General features: G+C 45.0%; 15 protein-coding genes. 10 read left to right on the forward strand and 5 right to left on the reverse strand.

Annotated elements, in window-relative coordinates; translation table 11 throughout:
• Positions 1 to 32 precede the first annotated feature (32 nt).
• Complete coding sequence (locus AB4138_RS13710; protein ID WP_017060954.1) at positions 33 to 686, forward strand: MBL fold metallo-hydrolase; 654 nt, start codon at positions 33 to 35, stop codon at positions 684 to 686.
• 111 nt (positions 687 to 797) lie between these two features.
• On the opposite strand, the gene AB4138_RS13715 is transcribed toward AB4138_RS13710, so the two are convergent.
• Complete coding sequence (locus tag AB4138_RS13715) at positions 798 to 1,598, reverse strand: DUF2982 domain-containing protein (protein ID WP_017072489.1); 801 nt, start codon at positions 1,596 to 1,598, stop codon at positions 798 to 800.
• Positions 1,599 to 1,818: 220 nt separating this feature from the next.
• On the opposite strand from AB4138_RS13715, the gene AB4138_RS13720 reads away from it, so the two are divergent.
• From AB4138_RS13720 to AB4138_RS13760, 9 genes are all read left to right on the forward strand, one after another.
• Positions 1,819 to 2,211, forward strand: coding sequence for a hypothetical protein (locus AB4138_RS13720; RefSeq protein ID WP_017060956.1), 393 nt, complete (start codon positions 1,819 to 1,821; stop codon positions 2,209 to 2,211).
• A gap of 553 nt (positions 2,212 to 2,764) precedes the next feature.
• Positions 2,765 to 3,859, forward strand: a complete 1,095-nt coding sequence (locus tag AB4138_RS13725; RefSeq protein WP_017060957.1) for a TRAP transporter substrate-binding protein — start codon at positions 2,765 to 2,767, stop codon at positions 3,857 to 3,859.
• Between the two features lie 197 nt (positions 3,860 to 4,056).
• Complete coding sequence (locus tag AB4138_RS13730; protein ID WP_017060958.1) at positions 4,057 to 4,602, forward strand: TRAP transporter small permease subunit; 546 nt, start codon at positions 4,057 to 4,059, stop codon at positions 4,600 to 4,602.
• A 9-nt stretch (positions 4,603 to 4,611) separates the two neighbouring features.
• Complete coding sequence (locus AB4138_RS13735; protein ID WP_029235146.1) at positions 4,612 to 5,895, forward strand: TRAP transporter large permease subunit; 1,284 nt, start codon at positions 4,612 to 4,614, stop codon at positions 5,893 to 5,895.
• Between the two features lie 104 nt (positions 5,896 to 5,999).
• Complete coding sequence (locus AB4138_RS13740; RefSeq protein ID WP_372306398.1) at positions 6,000 to 7,355, forward strand: cache domain-containing protein; 1,356 nt, start codon at positions 6,000 to 6,002, stop codon at positions 7,353 to 7,355.
• Entirely contained in the window at positions 7,348 to 7,986 is a 639-nt protein-coding gene (locus AB4138_RS13745; protein WP_136973607.1) for a response regulator transcription factor, read from the forward strand. Before AB4138_RS13740 ends, AB4138_RS13745 begins: the two co-directional genes overlap by 8 nt.
• Positions 7,987 to 8,135: 149 nt before the next feature.
• The gene (locus AB4138_RS13750) at positions 8,136 to 9,734 is read left to right on the forward strand and encodes a BCCT family transporter (protein WP_017060962.1); all 1,599 of its coding nucleotides are present in this window, start codon (positions 8,136 to 8,138) and stop codon (positions 9,732 to 9,734) included.
• 271 nt (positions 9,735 to 10,005) lie between these two features.
• Entirely contained in the window at positions 10,006 to 11,577 is a 1,572-nt protein-coding gene (locus AB4138_RS13755; protein ID WP_017060963.1) for a BCCT family transporter, read from the forward strand.
• 323 nt (positions 11,578 to 11,900) lie between these two features.
• Complete coding sequence (locus tag AB4138_RS13760) at positions 11,901 to 13,784, forward strand: methyl-accepting chemotaxis protein (RefSeq protein ID WP_372306401.1); 1,884 nt, start codon at positions 11,901 to 11,903, stop codon at positions 13,782 to 13,784.
• A 340-nt stretch (positions 13,785 to 14,124) separates the two neighbouring features.
• Here AB4138_RS13760 and cydC read toward each other — a convergent pair whose 3' ends face one another.
• The 4 genes from cydC to AB4138_RS13780 form a co-directional block, all read right to left on the reverse strand.
• Positions 14,125 to 15,846: a heme ABC transporter ATP-binding protein/permease CydC gene (cydC, locus tag AB4138_RS13765; RefSeq protein WP_004733398.1), complete on the reverse strand. Its 1,722-nt coding sequence runs from the start codon at positions 15,844 to 15,846 to the stop codon at positions 14,125 to 14,127.
• Positions 15,839 to 17,623: a heme ABC transporter permease/ATP-binding protein CydD gene (gene cydD / locus AB4138_RS13770; RefSeq protein WP_372306403.1), complete on the reverse strand. Its 1,785-nt coding sequence runs from the start codon at positions 17,621 to 17,623 to the stop codon at positions 15,839 to 15,841. The genes cydC and cydD overlap by 8 nt, the downstream gene beginning before the upstream one ends.
• A gap of 161 nt (positions 17,624 to 17,784) precedes the next feature.
• Entirely contained in the window at positions 17,785 to 18,744 is a 960-nt protein-coding gene (trxB, locus tag AB4138_RS13775; RefSeq protein WP_012603688.1) for a thioredoxin-disulfide reductase, read from the reverse strand.
• A 418-nt stretch (positions 18,745 to 19,162) separates the two neighbouring features.
• Positions 19,163 to 20,653: a DUF4041 domain-containing protein gene (locus AB4138_RS13780; protein WP_137001098.1), complete on the reverse strand. Its 1,491-nt coding sequence runs from the start codon at positions 20,651 to 20,653 to the stop codon at positions 19,163 to 19,165.
• Positions 20,654 to 20,662 lie beyond the last annotated feature (9 nt).

Raw genomic sequence — 20,662 nt, forward strand, 5'->3', positions numbered from 1 at the left:
TGTTCACCAGATTCGCTCTTTAAGGTTTGTATATGTCTCTTAAGTATCAAGTTGTCCCTGTTACCTCTTTTTCTCAGAACTGCTCGATTGTGTGGTGTGATGAAACCATGGAAGGCATCGTTGTCGATCCGGGCGGTGATGTTCAACAACTCGCGGCTATCATTGAAGAACTCGGTGTTAAGGTTGTGAACTTGGTACTGACGCACGGTCACTTAGATCATGTTGGCGGTACGGTACCACTTGCTGAGATCTTGAAGGTTGAAATTGTGGGCCCGCATAAGGCAGACAACTTCTGGCTACAAGGTCTAGAGAATCAAAGTCAGATGTTTGGTTTCCCACTGTGTAAAGCTTTTGAACCAAACACTTGGTTAGAAGAGGGCGACAAAGTCACTTTTGGTAATCAAGTGATTGATGTGATTCACACGCCGGGCCACACGCCAGGTCACGTTGTATTGTTCAGTGAGCAAGCTCGTTTAGCGTTTGTGGGTGATGTGTTGTTTAACGGCGCAATTGGCCGTACTGACTTCCCACAAGGTGACTTCAATACGCTTATCGCTTCAATCAAGACTAAGCTTTGGCCACTAGGCAGTGACGTAACATTCGTTCCGGGCCATGGTCCTGAATCGACATTCGGTCGCGAGCGTGCATCAAACCCGTTCGTCGCAGATGAAATGCCTCTGTACTAATTAAATCTTTGATTTTCCAACCGATTATTTGTGTCGATTGATTGAAAATGAAGCTTAGCTTTTGTCCTGAAAGCTAAGCTTTTTTATTGTGTGTGAACTTACTGGTAAACCTTAATCAGAAATACGTTCAGCGGCAGCCAAGTAGCGTCGAGCCAGCCCCACAAACTCTTCTCCACTCATATTCAAATCATGGGTTGATATGAAAATGTCATAACCGTGGAAGCCCCTTTGATATTTCATTCTGTTGGCAAGCATCGCCTGCAATCCAGAATAGTTTTTAATCACCGCGTTTGGACTGTTTGTCTCATTCGGTGAATCAAGGTTGTCCTGTGATTGGTTATCGTTGAAATTTACGTTGTCGGTATTCTGCGACTCTTTGTATTGGCTTAGTTCGACACAGCCACTTTCAGTACAACGCGCATGGTAATGCGATGAGTCGAGAACCATATCCTCAAAGTTGGACTCTTTGCCTGCTTGTTTGGCTCCTAAGTACAAAAGTGCTCGTTGGCTGAGCAATAATTCACAAGTTATTTTAGGGCAAATCGAATCGAGGTAGGGCGAGTAATCTTTTACTTTAATTCCGACCCAGGGCAGAGGTTGATGCCAACCATCTTGTTCATAAGTGCAAAGACCAATTTTTTGGATGTTACTCCATTTTAAAACCCAACCCCCTTTGTAAAAGTGCTGCTGAAAATGAGTCGGGGTAAGTGTGAACATCACTCGGCTGCGCAGCATCAAATAGTAGCCAGTTCCCAGAAGCGCAATACTGCAAAAAGCACCCACGATCAGTAACTTTGGATTGTCACTGTAGAGCGAAACGATCAAGCAAATGAAGCCTAAAATAATGGCGAGGATACGGTACGAGCGAGTGAATGAAGGCAAAGAGAAATTACTAAGGTGACGAGTGTCCATAGGTAACACCAAGTTTTCATATTTTTGTCTGGATGGATAACCAGTGTATATGACCCTGAATTGATAAGTCGATGTTTAAATAATAGACGCTAGTAGACAATATCGGTATTTTTCGTCGACTTTCGACGCTTCACTCTACAAATAGCTCCTGTTTTTTGGTATAAATCGCGCTTCAAATTTTCACCACTGCGAAAAGAGCAGTGAACTGGAGAAATATTCAATGAGACTTGCTCATAAGCGTAAGGTGCAGGCTAAACTGCAGAAACGCACTAAAGCGGCTGTAGTTAAAGCAGTGGCAACGCCGAAAAAAGCGAAGCCTGTCGCAGAGAAAGTTGTAGCAGAAAAAACTGTAGCAGCAAAACCAGCGGTAGAGAAAGCAGTAGCAGCAACTAAAGAAGTTGCAGTAGCACTGACTCCTAAGCAACAACAAGTTCTAGACATCGTTGTTAGCAATGCTGAAGGCATTAACCCTAAAGGTATCGGCCTAGAAGCTGGTCAAGAAGACGCGAAAGCAGCTTCATGGGCAACAGGCGCATTGAAAAAACTTCTTGAAGAAAACCTAGTAGCGAAAGAGCAGCTAGCAGGTAACAAGGTTATCTACAAAGCTATCTAATCCTGTGGGATTACATTCGCTTCGTTAAGTTTTTAAGCCTCGATTTTCGAGGCTTTTTTGTATCTGGCACATTATGCCAAGTCCGAGCCCAAATCCAAGCCTAAACCTAGGCTCTATAATCTCAATTCCAATTCGATATACGGCTTAACTGATTAGTGTTGTCTCGTGTCAGAGCTTCGAATCAGCAAGCACTAAATTAGGGCGTTAGCTAGGTAGATCAAGAGAGCAAAGCCTTGATTTTTTCCCCTAAAATACAGCAATGAATAGAGCTTCATCACGAAATGGCAATCAATTGTTAAGAGTATTTAATTATTAATACTTAGGTATTTATCAATACGCATTGCCTTGGTGAATATCCAAACTCCTTTGAAATCGACACTATTCAATCATCTCCTACGTAGTTCTACTTAATCCTTTGGTCTAATACGTAACTTTGTTAACGCCATGCGTGCGTGCTCTCCCTGATATCTTGTTGCCTCATCACGGTGCACTCTTATGTTGAATCATAAAAAATGCTCATAGAAAGAGTGTTAACCCAACAAAGGACGTGAACATGAGTCTCATTTCTAACTCCCTCACACGAGTTTTTAAAAACGTTGCAGTAACTGCTGCGGCTTGTTTAGCTTTGGTCGCTACTGGTGCTACAGCCGCTGATAAGGTTTACCGTTTAAAACTTGCGGAAACTTGGGGACCAAACTTCCCAGTTTTCGGTGATGCAACCAAAAACATGGCGGCGATGGCTGAGAAGATGTCGAATGGTCGACTGCAAATCAGAATCGATTCAGCAAACAAACACAAAGCACCTCTTGGCGTTTTTGACATGGTTAAGTCTGGTCAATACGACATGGGTCACTCAGGCTCTTACTACTGGAAAGGTAAAGTTCCAAACACTCTTTACTTCACTTCTATGCCTTTCGGTATGACGCCAGCAGAACAATACGCGTGGTTCTATCACGGTGGTGGTATGGAGTTAATGGAGCAGGTTTACTCTCCACATAACTTGATGTCTTTCCCTGGTGGTAACACGGATATCCAGATGGGGGGGTGGTTTCAAAAAGAGATCAACAGCGTTGAAGATCTACAAGGTCTGAAAATGCGAATCCCGGGCTTTGCAGGCGAGATTCTTGCTGAGCTAGGTGCTAAACCGACGAACATTGCCCCAGGTGAACTTTACACGTCTCTAGAGCGTCGCACGATTGATGCACTAGAGTGGGTAGGTCCATCGCTGGATTTACGAATGGGCTTCCACAAAATCGCGCCTTACTACTACACAGGTTGGCACGAGCCGGGTTCAGAGCTTCAATTCCTAGTGAACAAGCGTACATGGAACAAGCTGCCTGAAGACCTACAAGAAATCTTACGTGTTGCAATGCGTACTGCGGCTTACGACATGTACACACAAGCAACGCACGAAAGTGGTAAGAACTGGGTTTCAATGAAGACAGAATACCCAGATGTACAAGTGAAAGATTTCCCACCAGAGGTTATGTCTGCTCTGAAAGAAGCGAACGATCGCCTACTGGCTGCACATGCTGAGAAAGATGAGCTAGCAAAAGAGATTCAAGCTTCACAAGCAAGCTACCTAGAGCAAGTACGTTCATGGACGGATATTTCACATAGAGCTTATCTAAATAGCCAAGCGAAATAATCGACAGTTGTTGAACTGAATCTAAATGAACCCGAAGCTTTTCTTATTGAGTATTTAAGAGTGAATAAGCCGAGGGTTCATTTAAAACATAATAACTAAGCAGGATAAATCCTGTATTACGCTCAAGAACCTTTTCTACGTCCTACAGCTCGTTACCTCAGCTGCGCGATGTCTTTTCAAATTCCATGGAGTCGGGAATGCGAAGTCTAATTTATATTGAACGCCTGTTTAATCGTATCGGTGACGCACTGGGATGGCTTTCCAGTATGTTGTTTATTTTACTTATCGCCAACGTCGTGTATGACGTTGTCATGAGATATGCCTTCAACGATGTCTCTATCGCCTTCCAAGAGATGGAGTGGCACCTCTTCTCAGCCGTTTTCCTATTAGGTGTTCCTTATGCCATCAAGGCTGGTGGTCATGTGCGAGTGGATGTGTTCTACGAGCAACTGAGCTTTAAAGCACAAGCGATTATTGACCTGCTTGGCACGCTTATCTTTCTACTTCCGTTTTGCCTGCTGGTGGCTTGGTTTGGTATCGATGTTGCCAAAGAGAGTTATGAACTGGGTGAAACCTCAGGCGATCCCGGTGGCCTGCCGTATCGCTGGATCATCAAAGCTATGATCCCGCTGTCATTCTTTTTGATGGCACTCAGTGGCGTAGGTTTGATCCTGCATTCACTGAATAAGATTTTTAATCCGCATCTTATCCATGCAAACAATATTCATACAAAAAACAAGTAGAGGCTGAACATGATTGGAATAGTAATGTTTTTCGTAGCCTTGTTTGCGCTTTTACTTGGCTTCCCAGTGGCGTTTACCTTTGGTGGTATCGCGTTAATCTTTGGTGTTTGGGCTGAGGGCATTGAAATGTTTGCCTTCATGCCATATCGAATTCAATCCATTATGGAAAACACGGTTCTGATGGCCGTTCCATTGTTTGTTTTTATGGGGCTCGTTCTACAAAAGACCAAGCTTGCTGAGCAGTTGCTTGAGTCTATGGGGCGACTGTTTGGCGGCGTTCGTGGTGGTATCGCGATTTCAACCGTATTAGTAGGTTCACTACTTGCGGCTTCTACTGGCGTGGTTGGTGCTTCTGTTGTTGCTATGGGACTTATCTCCCTACCTGTAATGCTCAAGTACAATTACGACAAAGGCTTAGCCTGCGGCACTATTTGTGCGTCTGGTACGCTAGGGCAGATCATTCCACCCTCCATCGTATTGATTCTATTGGGTGATGTTCTAGGTGTTCCTGTAGGCGACTTGTTCCAAGCGGCGATTTGGCCAGGCGTGATGCTGGTCGGCGCGTACATCGTTTATATCTTGATATACGCAAAGCTACACCCTGAAGCGGCTCAACCTATTGAACGTGATGACTCCATCAGCCGTAAGCAGGAAGTGTTTAATGCACTGAAAGCGATTCTTCCGCCTCTAGCGTTAATCATTGTTGTACTGGGCTCTATCTTCGCAGGTGTTGCTACGCCAACAGAGTCAGCCGCATTAGGTGGCGCGGGTGCGATGATACTTGCACTGCTTTACGGTCAATTTAGTTGGTCGATGGTGTACGAGGCGTCGAAAGAGACGGTGAAAGTAACGGCGATGGTATTTGCTATCTTGTTGGGTGCAACGGCATTCTCAATGGCGTTTACCTACACTGGTGGCGACTATCTGGTTGAAGAGTGGATGCTACAACTGCCAGGTGAAAAATGGGGCTTCCTGATCATTACCATGCTGGTGATTCTGATTCTGGGTTTCTTCATCGACTTCGTAGAGATCTGTTTCATCATCGTGCCGATCATTGCGCCAGTTGCTGAACTGATGGGCATCAACATGACATGGTTCGCTATCCTTATTGCGATGAACCTACAAACTTCCTTCTTAACGCCGCCATTTGGTTTTAGTTTGTTCTATTTAAAAGGCGTAGCACCTAAAGGCGTGACGACTAAGGACATCTACCGAGGTGTGATGCCGTTCATTCTGATTCAAATCCTCGTACTTGGATCACTTCTCGCTTTCCCATCTTTCTATGGAATGTGAGTGAAGCCAAGAATGTGAATGATATGTTTCAACGGCTATCTATAAATTGCTAAAGTAAAACGGCTTATTGATGTTCAGTAAGCCGTTTTTTGTGAGGGAAAGGAATGCCTCTAAAAGCCAAGCTGATTTTGCTGACGTTGCTCCCGTTGCTGCTGGTAACGGCGAGTATTAGTTGGATCTCGCTGCACCAGACTAAGACGTTAGGCGCTAAAGAAGTCGAGATCTTTAGAGACAGCCTAATCAAGTCGCGTGAAAACGCCCTCAAAGACACGGTTGATCTCGCGTTCGACGCCATAGAACACGTCTATAACGATCCAAATATCCAAGAAGCCCAAGCCAAAAAAAAAGTTCGAACCATATTGTCTAAACTTAGATATGGCTCTGATGGGTACTTCTTCACATACGATCGCCACGGGACCAACTTGGTTCATCCAATTCAGCCAGAATTGATAGGCCAAAACCTACTCCAACTGCAAGATGAAGATGGCGATTTTCTGATAGAGGCTCTGTTAAGAGAAGCGCAAACCGGAGGCGGGTTTCACCAGTATTTGTGGCAAAAGCCTTCGACGGGTGAGGTGGTGTCTAAGCTGAGCTACGCCGCTTGGTTAGAGCGTTGGGACTGGATGATTGGCACCGGCTTGTATATTGAAGACGTACACCAAGAAGTGGCTTCGATGCAGGCTGCGATTAACAACAATATTGAAACCACGTTCTTTTCGATTGTGGTGATTCTGAGTGTGACGGTTGCGGTCATTATCGTGCTGACCTTGGCCATTAACATGCATGAACATCGGATTGCGGATAACAACCTAAAGGAACTGGCGCACAAGACGGTGATGTTCCAAGAAGACGAGAAGAAGCATTTAGCGCGTGAGCTACATGATGGTATTAACCAATTATTAGTGTCGAGTCGTTGCCACTTAGAACTGCTCGGTAATAAGCTACAAAATGAAGACCTCAAAGCACATTTGAATAAGTCGCAGCATTCACTGATGCGAGCAATCGAAGAAGTGAGGCACATCTCGCATCAACTTCGTCCAAGTTCGTTGGATGATATTGGTTTAGAGGCGGCATTGTCTTCATTGTTGTTAGATTTTCAGGCGCACTCGGGCATAGAAGTCGAGACCATGTTTGCTACTCAACCTGGTAAGTTAAAATCAGAGGCGGCGACGACCCTATATCGAGTCGTGCAAGAGTCGCTGAATAATATAGAAAAACATGCACAAGCGACCAAAGTAACGGTTATCGCTCAGCAAATTGGTAATGTGTTGCAACTACTGATTCAAGATAACGGTGTCGGTTTCAACACCTATAAAGCGATGGAAAAACGAGGGATCGGGCTGCGTAACATGAGAGAGCGAGTGGAGTTCATCGGTGGTGACTTTGAATTGATGAGTGAGATTGGCCTCGGAACGGAAATTACAGTGTTACTGACACTAGAGGGATTAATGAATGAGTGAAGTTATTCGAGTTGTGATTGCTGATGATCACCAAGTGGTACTGGATGGCTTTATGGCGAGATTGGAACTCGAGCCAGATATTAGCGTGATAGGTACGGCCAGCAATGGACTAGAAGCGGTAGAGGTCGTTAAGTCTCTGCGCCCTGATGTGGTGTTGATGGATATCAGCATGCCTATCATGAATGGCATTGATGCCACCCATCTGATTAAAGAAGAAGACCCAGAAGCCAAGGTCCTGATGCTGACCATGCATAACAACCGTGAATACATCATGAAGGTGATGCAGTCGGGGGCTGTCGGCTACATGTTGAAAGAGATTTCGGCTGAAAAAATGGTGCAGGCAATCAAAACGGTCAATCAAGGCTCGACCTATTTCTGTGAAAAAGTCACGCAGAATTTGTTTACTCAGCCGATTACTCCGACGCCATCGGTCAAGAATCCATTGAGTAGACGTGAAGAGGCTGTGCTGAAATTAGTCGCAAAAGGGGAGAGCAGTAAAGAGGTCGCGAAGGCGCTGAATATCAGCTATCGAACGGTAGAAACCCATAGGCAAAATATTAAGCATAAGCTCGATATTCACTCTACAGCAGAGCTTGCCAAGTACGCTGTCAATTGTGGGCTTGTGGACTGATCTTACGCTAAATAACGTTAAATGTGTAATTTACGCCTCCTTTATGGAGGTTTTTTTAGTATTTTTGCGACAGGTTGATATTCTTCTTTTCGAAATTTAAGCGCCGAATGCAATGTTGCAAACTGTGCGCTGCAAATTAGAGAGGAAGCATGGAGCCTGTAAAAGATAGGTATAGTATTGAAAATACCGATTATACAGTAGGACAAGATAACGTTCAGAAATGGGGTTTTGATGTTCATAACCCAGTATTTGGAATCAGTGCAGGGGCGATCATTATCTTCCTGTTGGCACTTCTAGTCGCAGACCCTGAAACCGCAAAAGTGGCGCTTGATGGAATCAAATGGAAAGTCATTGGTAACTTCGATGGTTTCTTCATGTGGGCAGCAAACATCTTCGTAATTTTCTGTTTTGCCCTCATTGTCTCCCCGTATGGCAAGATACGTATTGGTGGCAATGATGCCAAAGCAGAGCACTCAAACCTATCTTGGATGTCGATGTTATTCGCCGCAGGAATGGGTATTGGCTTAATGTTCTGGGGGGTTGCTGAGCCAGTAGCTTATTTCACTGGCTGGTATGAAACACCACTAGGTGTTGAAGCTTACTCTCCTGAAGCGGCGAAGTTGGCTCTTGGTGCAACCATCTACAACTGGGGTCTGCACGGTTGGGCGATTTACGCGGTTGTTGCTCTAGCGCTTGCCTTCTTCACCTTCAATAAAGGTTTACCTCTATCAATCCGCTCTATTTTCTACCCTATCTTGGGTGATAGAACTTGGGGTTGGTTTGGTCATATTGTTGATATCGTCGCTGTGCTTGCAACGCTATTTGGCCTTGCAACTTCATTGGGCTTAGGTGCTCAACAAGCGACCAGTGGTATTAACCATGTATTTGGTACCGATGGCGGTATTGGCATGCAGCTGATTGTTATCGCAGTGGTTACTTTCTTAGCGACAATGTCCGTGGTTCGTGGCATCAACGGTGGTGTAAAGCTTCTGAGTAATGTGAACATGCTGGTTGCTTTGGGCTTACTTATCTTCGTTACCATCGCTGGTGGCATGGCGGGTATTAAAGCAATCCCAACCGCGCTAATGGGCTACATTGAAAACTTCATTCCCTTAAGCAATCCTCACGGTCGTGATGACGAAACGTGGATGCAAGGTTGGACGGTATTCTACTGGGCGTGGTGGATGTCTTGGTCACCATTCGTAGGCATGTTCATCGCTCGTATCTCTAAAGGTCGAACGATTCGTGAATTCATCGTTGCTGTATTGTTCATCCCAACGACAGTAATCATCATCTGGATGGCTATTTTCGGTGGCATCGCGATTGATCAAGTGGCGAACAAGGTGGGCGAGATTGGTGTGAATGGTCTGCAAGATATTACACTTTCTCTTTTCCATACTTACGATGCTCTGCCAATGAGCTCTGTGCTTTCAGTGGTATCGATTGGTTTGATTATGGTGTTCTTTATCACCTCTTCTGATTCAGGCTCATTGGTTATCGATAGCATTACCTCTGGCGGTAAAGTGGATGCACCGGTTCCACAACGTGTATTTTGGGCGTTGATGGGCGGCGCGATTGCAGCGGTTCTACTATGGGTTGGTGGTACGGAATCTATTCAAGCACTGCAAGCTGGAACGGTATCGATGGCGCTACCATTTGCCTTCATATTATTGCTTATGTGCCTAAGCTTATTGCTAGGTTTACGAACTGAAAATCAATTGGTTAAGCACCAAAATGCTTTGAGTTAAAAGTGTTTTTGATAAAAAGGTCGATAGGGTCGACCTTTTTTTCGTCATAAACTTGAGTAATTACGTGAATATTGTTTGAAATTCCATCGAACCGATTCTAGTTTACTGAAAACAACAAGTTAACCTGCTAAACTTCAGACATCCAAGTATTTGAATTATTGTGACAACAGCTTGTACTACTTGGATCGTAGGTTCGAGTTTGTAATTAAGTCGCAGGTAAGTAAGGAATACGAGGTCAATAGACCCTAATAGAATTCCGTAGAGAGGGATGATGACTAAAGGTATAGATAAATACAGTATCGACAGTACGGATTACACTGTCGGTCAAGATAACGTCCAAAAATGGGGTTTTGATGTTCATAACCCAGTATTTGGTATTAGTGCGGGACTTATCGCTTTGTTCCTGATCGGTGTTCTTATTACAGATACCGCTTCAGCAAAGGCTGCGCTAGATGGCGTTAAAGGCCAGATTATCAATTCGTTTGATTGGCTTTTCATCTGGTCGGGTAATATTTTCGTAATTTTCTGCTTAGGTTTGATTGTTTCTCCGTACGGCAAAATCCGCCTTGGTGGTGTTGATGCGACGGCAGATTACTCATTCTTCTCTTGGCTATCGATGCTGTTTGCTGCAGGTATGGGTATCGGCTTGATGTTCTGGAGTGTGGCAGAGCCAGCGGCTTACTTCACGGGTTGGTTTGAAACTCCGTTAGGTGTTGAACCAAACACACCAGAAGCTGCAAAACTGGCATTGGGCGCAACCATGTATCACTGGGGTCTACACCCTTGGGCGATTTATGGCGTAGTAGCACTGTCACTTGCGTTTTTCTCTTACAACAAGGGATTGCCTCTTTCTATCCGTTCTATCTTTTACCCAATTTTAGGTGATAGAGCTTGGGGCTGGGCAGGTCACATTGTTGATATTCTTGCTGTACTTGCAACGCTATTTGGTCTGGCGACATCGTTAGGTCTTGGTGCACAACAAGCGGCAAGTGGTATTCAGCATGTATTCGGCATTGAAGCGGGCTTAGGTCTGCAAGTTATTGTGATTACAGCGGTGACTTTATTGGCGGTAGTATCAGTACTTCGTGGTATTGATGGTGGCGTTAAAGTTATCAGTAACATCAACATGTTGGTGGCTTTCCTACTGCTTATCTTAGTGGCTCTAATCGGCTACGCGGTGACTTTAGGTTCTATCCCAACGACATTGATGGCATACATTGAAAACATCATTCCGTTGAGTAACCCTCACGGTCGTGAAGATGAAACGTGGATGCACGGTTGGACTGTATTCTACTGGGCTTGGTGGATCTCATGGTCTCCATTCGTAGGTATGTTTATCGCACGTGTTTCTAAAGGTCGTACCGTTCGTGAGTTCATCACAGCAGTACTGATTGTACCGACTACAGTGACTATCATTTGGATGTCAGTATTCGGTGGCATGGCGATTGACCAAATCGTGAATAACGTTGGTATTCTTGGTCAAGACGGCCTAACAGATGTATCACTAGCAATGTTCCAAATGTTTGATGCACTGCCGTTCGGGACTCTGCTTTCAATCATTGCGGTTGTATTGGTTCTAGTATTCTTCATTACATCGTCTGACTCAGGCTCTCTAGTAATCGACAGCATCACCGCGGGTGGTAAAGTTGATACGCCTGTGCCTCAACGTGTGTTCTGGGCGTTCCTTGAAGGTGCGATTGCTGTGGCTCTATTGTGGGTTGGTGGTACTGAAGCAGTACAAGCTCTACAAGCGGGTGCAATCTCGACGGCATTACCATTTACCATCATTCTATTACTGATGTGTGTGAGCTTGCTAATGGGTATGCGTACAGAAAAACGCTAGGCTTTTTAAGCTGAAATCTACTGCAATTTATACGCAGTAGAACGGTAAACAATATGAAGGCAGAAGAGGAAACTCTTCTGCCTTTTTTGTTTCTTCTTTACCGTGTTTTCTTGTCTCTTTTTAACATGTGAAGTGCGATAAAAATACTAATAACCGTAGAGATAATGCCGCCTTAAATTTGGCGACAAGCCAAGGAATTGACATTAGGTAAGCTTATGGTTTGCTTAAAATTATATTCCGATATTAAATTATAAAATTGCTCGAATTTAATACTGATATTGGGTAGTATGCGCGGGATTTCCCACCACTCGTGAAACTTTGACATGAAACTAACACTAAAGCAGAAGTTGATAGGTGCTAGCCTATCTGCTGTTGTCGTTATGGCTACAGCGTTGACTTGGTTATCAGCAAACCAATTATTTGAACAGACTCGTAATGGCGTATACCTACGAGCTGAAAGCGTATCTGAAGCAGCATCTGAAGGTATTAAAAACTGGATTGATATCCGTACTGATATCGCATCAGCATTTAATGACTTTTCACGAGAGGATGATGTTGTTCCTTTCCTTAGACAAGCTCGTGTAGCGGGTGGCTTTGACGATATCTTTTTAGGTACTCCAGAAGGTGGAATGTACCGTTCACATCCTGAACGTAATCGTGCAGATTACGATCCTCGTCAACGTCCTTGGTACCAAGAAGCAAACGCTGCAGGTAAGCAAATCATTACTACGGCTTACCAAGATGCAATCACCAAAGCACTTCTAGTAACGATCGCAGAACCTGTTCGCCACAACGGCCAACTTGTTGGTGTTGTTGGTGCAGACGTACTGATCGACCAGTTGGTTAACGATGTAATCAGCCTTGATGTTGGTGACAACGCTTACGCAATGCTAATTGATGCCTCTGACGGCACATTCCTAGCACACCCAGATTCAGCACTAAGCTTGAAGCCGGTAAGCCAACTTTCAAACGATATCTCTATGCCTATCATCGAAAACGCAGTGCGTACGGGTAGCATCGAGATCATCAAAGAGCGCGGCGCAGACAAGCTGCTTTACTTCACGAAGGTGCCTAACACTAACTGGATCTTCGCGGTTCAGATGGACAAAGCAACAGAAGAAGCGAACCACTCAACGCTACTTACTCAGCTGATCATCACTGCTGTCATTATTACGCTCATCGTAATCGTACTTGTGTCTTGGTTAGTAAGCTTCCTATTCCGCGACCTAAACCGCGTTTCAGCAGCACTTGAAGAAATTGCTTCAGGTGAGGGCGATCTTACTCAACGCCTTGAGCCTAAGAGCGACGACGAAATTGGTCAGCTTGCAGCAAACTTCAACCGTTTTGTGGGCAACATGCACACCATGGTGATCAAGCTAAGCGAAGTATCTGCTGCGCTGGGCAACCAAGCGCGTCAAACGGCTTCTCAAGCTGAAGAACGTAGTGCTCGTATCCAAATGCAACAAGACGAGATCAACATGGTAGCAACAGCCGTTAACGAAATGGCTGCAGCAACACAAGAGATCGCAGGTAACGCAGACCATACTGCACAGAACTCATCTGAAGCGGTTGGCGCGTGTGAGCACGGTACTGGTCAAGTGACACAGACTCAAAGCTCTATCCAAAATCTTGCTCAAGAAGTTCAAATCGCAACTAACGTGATCCTAGAACTTGAAGAGCACGGTAATAGCATCAACGCTATCTTGTCTAACATTCAAGGTATTGCAGAACAAACGAACCTACTTGCACTTAACGCCGCTATTGAAGCAGCACGTGCGGGTGAACAAGGTCGTGGTTTCGCGGTTGTAGCTGATGAAGTTCGAGTTCTGAGCCAACGTACACACGGTTCAACGCAAGAGATTCAGCAAACTATTGAGTTGCTACAAGGTACAACAGGCAAAGCGGTTAGCATCATGAACGATAGCCGTAGTCTTGCTGAAACCAGTGTTGATGACGCGAACTCAGCGGCTGCAAGCCTAACGCAAATCCATGCTGCTGTTGAACGCATCAGCGACATGGCAACACAGATTGCTTCTGCTGCAGAAGAGCAAGCGTCAGTAACGTCTGAGATTACTCGTAACACTGAAGGAATCCGTGACGTATCTAACGAGCTAGCAGACGAAGCGCACCAAGCTGCAGAACAAGCAGCTCAGCTGTCTGAACTGTCTCACGAGCTAGAAAGCGAAATCAGCCGCTTCAAGCTGTAAGCGCTAATAGGTAATTTGAAAGCCGAATGTGATTATCACATTCGGCTTTTTTGTGCGTGCTAGTTAGAGTTATGAACTCAAATTAGTTGTTCGGGTAACCTGGGAACTTAGCTTTAAGCGCAGCACGAGTAGGGAAGTATTTTTCCATAAACTTCACCATCGCAGGGTCGTTAGCTTGTCGTTTTTAAGCTGTTTGGGTACTGGCATCAAGGTCAGTACTTATTGTAAGTGACTGGCCAAGTTTGATTGGAGAAGGGTGTAGTTCAGGAGAATTAAAGACACAAAAAAGCCCGAGTATAAACTCGGGCTTTGAATGGTTTTCTTTATAACTTATGAGGAGCTAGATTGCCTGACGAAGTTGGAAATAACGTCCTGCTTCGTTTAACAGTTTCTCATGAGAGCCGTTTTCAACAATCTCGCCTTGTTCAATCAGAACGATAGAATCCATCGACTCTAGACCAATCAAACGGTGTGTAATGAAGATAACCGTCTTCCCTTCAAAGTGCTTCTCGAACAGTGTCATGATGCTGTGTTCTGTTTGCTTATCTAAGCCTTCTGTTGGCTCATCTAGAAGCAGGATAGGGGCATCATGAAGAATCGCACGTGCGATGCCAATACGGCGCTTCTCACCACCAGACAGTTGACGACCACCATCACCTAACCAGCTATCAAGTGCGTTATTCTCAAGCAGCTTTTCTAGACCAACGTCTTTTAGGATATTCGCTAAGTGATCATCGGTAGCTTCTGGTCTTGCAATCAACAAGTTGTCACGCAAAGTACCATTTAGAATGTCGACACGTTGGCTTACTACACTGATTGATTCACGAAGCTGAGATTCATTCCACTGCGTCAGTTCAATGCCCGCGATTGATATGTAGCCCTTTTTAGGATCCCAGTAGCGAGTCAGAAGTTGGATCAGAGTCGACTTACCAGAACCCGTTTGGCCCACAATCGCAACCTTGTGCGTGGCAGGAATCGTTAGGTCTACAGCGTTCAGAACACTGCGCTCAGAATCAGGGTAGTTGAACGTCACGTTTGAGAACGTAATATCAAGCGGCTTGTTGATGTCGAGTTTCTCTTCAGCAAACTGAACTTCAGGCTCTGACAGAATAACTTCATTCAAGCGACGAGCTGAAGACAGAGTTTGACCTAAATGCTGGAACGCGCCCGCAATAGGCATCAGCAGTTCAAAACTTGCCATAGTTGCGAATGCCATTAGCGCGATGAACGGATCTGGTGCATTGCCACCCACACCGTCAGCCGCAAGCCAAAGCATAAGAACAAGCGTCAGACCGTTGAACAGCATTAGCGCAGCTGAAGCCATACCGGTTAGGTTAGCATTCACAAACTGATTCGCCATCAGCTTTCGTTGCGTTTCTAGAATCGCATTACGGTAACGCTCTTCAGCACCGAACAGAGTCAGTTCGCTGTAGCCTTCAATCCAATCTAGCGTAGTCACACGAAGATCCGCTTTGTTCTGTGTCAGTTCACCACCGTTACGTTTACCCAATTTGTAGAACAAGATTGGCCAAACCAACAGCATGATCAGAAGGATAGAACCTAAGATTAAACCTAGTGAGCTATCGAACCACATTAAGAACAGAGTCAGGAAGAAGATTCCGAACACACCCACCGTCACAGGGCTTACTAAGCGCAGGTACACGTGGTCCATGGCGTCTACATCAGCAACCAAGCGGTTGAGTAGGTCTGCGTCACGAAGGTTTGAGATACGACCTGGGATCAGCGGAGCCAGCTTCTTGAAGAAGAAGATACGTAAATCAGTTAACAGTTTGAATGTTGCATTGTGGCTGACAACACGTTCACCCCAACGACCCGCAGTACGGCTCATTGCCAAACCACGTACACCACCGCCCGGTAGCATGTAGTTGAAGGTTTCACGCGCAATCGTAAGGCCTGCAACCGCAGAAGCTGAAATGAACCAGCCTGATAGCGTTAGCAAGCCGATAGAAGCCGACAGAGTTGCAAAAGCCAATAGCATGCCTAGCGATAGGCCAAACCAATGCTTTTTATAGAGTTTCAGGTAAGGCAGTAAATCACGCATCTAAATTACCCTTATTATCTTGTTGAGCTAAGTTCGCGTTCAGCATCTCTTCAAACAAACCACCCGCAGTTGAAAGCTGAGAGTAATGACCTTGTTCAACCAGACCACCATCGCGCATAACCAGAATATTATCGACTGATTTAAGAGGAGCGAGTTGGTGCGTCACAAGTAGGGCAGTACGGCTTTCAATATTGCTATTGATGCCTTTCATTACTAACTGTTCGCTACGAGTATCTAGGCTGGCTGTTGGTTCATCTAACAACCAGAACTGACCGTCTTGAATCATTGCGCGAGCCAGAGCCAAACGCTGAGATTGACCAACAGACAGGCCACCAGAGCGATCAGAAATCATATAATCCAAGCCGTGCTCGTTTACAAATTCGCTAGCAAATGATTGCTCAAGTGCATTCTCGACAATTTGGTCAGCGATATCGCGCTTACCTAGGGTGACGTTGTCACGAATGCTGCCGTGCAGTAGCAATGGGTTTTGACCAACCCAGCTAATGGTTTTACGCCAAGAGGCTAAGTCTAAGTCACGCAATTCAATATCATTGATTTTCAAGCTTCCTTCATAAGGCATGAAACCAAGGATGGCATTGATCAAACTTGTTTTACCCGCACCACTTGGGCCAACTAACGCAGTCGATTGGCGAGTGTTCAGTGCGAACGAGATAGGACCAACTAATTGAACACCTTCAGGGCTTAACACTTTTAGGTCGGTAGCTTCAATATTGATGCCTTGAGCTGAATCGAGTTGAGTGTTGCCTGATTTAACCTTAGTGATGTCGGTTTCTAGGAACTCGACAATACTTTCGGCTGCGCCAACCGCTTGTTGCTTCGCATGGTAGAAAGTACCTAAGTCACGTAGAGGTTGGTAAAACTCTGGCGCTAAGATAAGGATAAACAAACCAGCGAATAGCGTAATGCCTGCACCGTAGTGGCCGAAGTTCAGCTCACCAATGTAGGTGAAACCAAAGTAAACCGCGGTCATCGCGATAGAGATCGACGTGAAGAACTCAAGAACCGCAGAAGACAAGAAAGCGATTTTCAACACATCCATGGTACGCGTTCTGAACACTTCAGATGCACCTTTAAGTACCTCTGTTTCAGCGTTGGTGCGGTCAAATAGACGGATAGTCGTCATTGACTGCAAACGGTCGTAAAAGTGACCAGAAAGACGTTGCAGTGCTTTGAAGTTTTTACGGTTTGCATCGGCCGCTTTCATGCCCACAAGTGCCATGAACATCGGTACCAGTGGAGCAGTAATCAAGAAGATCAGTCCTGCTGCCCAGTTTACTGGGAACACCACAACTAAAATAATGAATGGAATCATTACCGATAAAGACATCTGAGGTAAGTAACGAGAGAAGAAGTCTTGCATGTCTTCTACTTGTTCTAGCAACAGCGTTGCCCACGTACCGGCAGGTTTACCTTTAATGTAAGCAGGGCCTAACTCACGCAACTTATCAAGGATGAGTTGCCTTATATAGACACGGATCTGTTCACCACAGCGATAACCTGCGATTTCACGTCCCCATGTACAGCCAGCACGGCCAACGACCGATAATGCCAAGCCTGCGAAATGACCAACCAGTTCAGATTTATCGACATTCTCGATGATCAGCTGGTGAAGAATAGAGGCGAGAAGAGCTGCTTGAGCAATTAAGAACACGCTTGAAAGTACGCCAAGGCTAATCGCAATCATAAGCCAGCGTTTCGCTAACTTACTCTGTTGCTTAAGCCACTTGTTCAAGCTGCGTTGTTTTTTCTTATCCATTATGAAGGCTTAATGATAATTATTATTTGTTGAGGGCGGCTAGTATACAAAAGAAAGCCCAGTGGATATACCACTGGGCTCTAGGGATTTACAACAAAATGTGATGACGCCCTGCATCTACTGAGGCGAGAGCACCGATAATCAAATCTGCAATCTCAGATTTACTTATCGTTAAGGCCATCTAGGAAGCGTTCAGCATCCAGTGCAGCCATACAACCTGTACCAGCAGAAGTGATTGCTTGGCGGTAGTTGTGGTCCATTACATCACCAGCAGCGAACACGCCTGGGATGCTGGTTTGCGTTGCGTTACCTTCAAGACCAGACTGAACAATGATGTAGTCATCTTTCATGTCGACTTGGCCTTTGAAGATTTCAGTGTTTGGTTGGTGACCGATAGCAATGAATGCGCCCATTACTTCGATGTCTTCTGTCTTATCAGACTGAGTATCTTTAATACGAACGCCCGTTACACCCATGTCGTCGCCTAGAACTTCGTCTAGCGTGCGATCAGTGTGAAGAACAATGTTGCCGTTCTCTACTTTGTCCATTAAACGCTTCACTAGGATCTTTTCAGCGCGGAACGTGTCACGGCGGTGAACTAGGTGAACTTCAGACGCGATGTTAGATAGGTAAAGTGCTTCTTCAACAGCCGTGTTACCACCACCGACAACCGCTACTTTCTGGTTGCGGTAGAAGAAACCGTCACACGTTGCACAAGCAGAAACGCCGCGGCCTTTGAATGCTTCTTCAGAATCTAAACCTAAGTACTTAGCTGATGCGCCCGTTGAGATGATCAACGCATCACACGTGTACTCGCCTGAATCGCCTTTAAGACGGAAAGGGCGGTTTGAAAGGTCTACTTCGTTAATGTGGTCGAACAGGATCTCTGTTTCAAAGCGCTCTGCGTGCTCTTTCATGCGATCCATTAGAGCTGGGCCCGTTAAACCTTCAGGATCACCCGGCCAGTTTTCCACTTCTGTCGTGGTTGTAAGCTGACCACCTTGCTGCATACCGGTAACAAGTACTGGGTTTAGGTTTGCACGAGCAGCGTAAACTGCAGCTGTATAGCCAGCAGGGCCAGAACCAAGAATCAATAAATTACAGTGCTTTACGTCGCTCATGAGGACTCCGAAATTGAATTTGTTTTAATTTATAATCGCTTAGGATTGTATGGAAAATATGGAGGCAATAAAAGGTTAAACAAGGGCAGAAGTGTAATTAATCGTTATACGTTAGAACTTAATGGAGACAAACGTTTTCGTGGCTGGAAGAACAGTGGAAGCACGTAGAGGCTTTGGGGTTTTGGACTAGGAGTATTGAAAGCCATTGTATCGATTGTATAAGCGCGGTCAAATAACCACGTATTGAAATGAGGCGCAGAACAGTTCTAGCTTAGAGTGGGGGCAGAACTGTACTAACTGAAATAACTAGTTAGAAGATGGGAAATAAATTTGGGCTTAAAAATCTAACCCAGATTAAATCTGACAGGCACCGAGTCAAAAATGGGTAACTGTCAGATCAGATCTGAATTAGTACACTTTAAATGCTCTCAGCAAATTCAGGTTGCTTCGTCTGAGTTAAATCGGTGGTAGCACCAAGCTCGATTGCTTCTTTCAACTGAGCTTGTTTTCGCATTGCTTTAGTTTCATTGAAGTCTTGTGCTGCAGCAGTTTCGATGAACTCAGCATCATCAATATCGAAGTTTTTAACAGCCTTCTTGATGTCAGATAGCTCCACTTGGAAAAACTCTTTACGTCTATTCACCATGTTCAAACGGTCATTATCGAATACGCGATGTAGCTCTTTCTCAAGAGAAGGTGCGTCAGTGGTGTGAATCATGGCGTGAACATCAAAACTGAATGGTACTGAAGCGTCACCCAACTCCTTGACCCGATCCATTGGTTCGAGTCGGCGGGTCATACCAATCTTATAAACGTTTTCTCCAAACGAGCCAATATTACTAATAACATAAACGTGACCTTGCTTGGTTTGCTCCGCCATACTCTGTGCACGTTGATGCTTTTGCTCTGCGGCTTCAAGGTCAGACTGTAGTCGTGCGATCTGTTCTTCCAGCTTACTACGGGCTTCGTCATTCGCTGACTCAAGCTGTTTTCTAGCAGTCACAAGGGCTTTAGAAAAGCGTGCTTCTTCTTTGATGGCTTCTTGTTCCGCTTTCTTGATCTCAGCTTCGATCTTCGCTTCTTCACGCATTTGAGCCTTAATTTCAGCCTGTTCTTCTTTCTCTGTTTGTTTCTTCTCTTTGTGCTCGTGAGTCAGGCGAAGTTCCTCGATTTTCAATTGCAAATACTTATTTGAAATGACAATCGTGTTGGACTCATTCAGCTTATTAATTGCTTCAAAGGCTTTATTAATTCGCGCTTCCATCTTGACGACATTTTTCCATGTACAGTTGGCGATGGCTGCTTCACATTCGTTGTTGAATGCGCGAGCTGTGAGCCTGATGCCTCGGTCAGTCATTTTCTTACCTTCGACTTTTGAGTTCCCTACCGTCCATTCAGTGGTGCAGTATATCGCTCCAGAAGTGTCCTTCAGGCGAAGAAGATTTTTTTGACGCTCTTTGCATTCGCGGATTTTCTCTTTAAATTGCTCCGCAGTGTCAAAGTCAAAGTGTGGTTCGTAGAAGCCTAGCTCTAGCAACTCAACGTCATCGTCATAAATGCCTATTTTATGGATGAGTGAGTCATATATGCCTTTCTTTTCCTTGTAACTCGACTTGAGTTGCTCAATATCATTCGTGACCTCAAGAAAAACGGCATTGGCTTCGTCTTGGCGCAATTTGGATGCTTGATCTCGAACCTCAATCTCTTTATCCACGTTGATGATGCCAGAATATTGCATCTCATAGTCAGCAAGTGCTTGAGAAGCCTTTTCGGTTTCCTGTTTGGAATCTTCCAGTTCTCGTTTTGTAGATTTAAGTCGAGCAATAAAGATAAAAAGCACTATAGCTAGTAGTGCAGAAACCACTAGAAATGGTAGCGGGGGTAAATTTGCGAATGCTGATTGAGGCATTATCACTCC

Source organism: Vibrio sp. 10N.286.52.C3, assembly GCF_041468865.1.
Classification (GTDB): Bacteria; Pseudomonadota; Gammaproteobacteria; order Enterobacterales; family Vibrionaceae; genus Vibrio; species Vibrio crassostreae_C.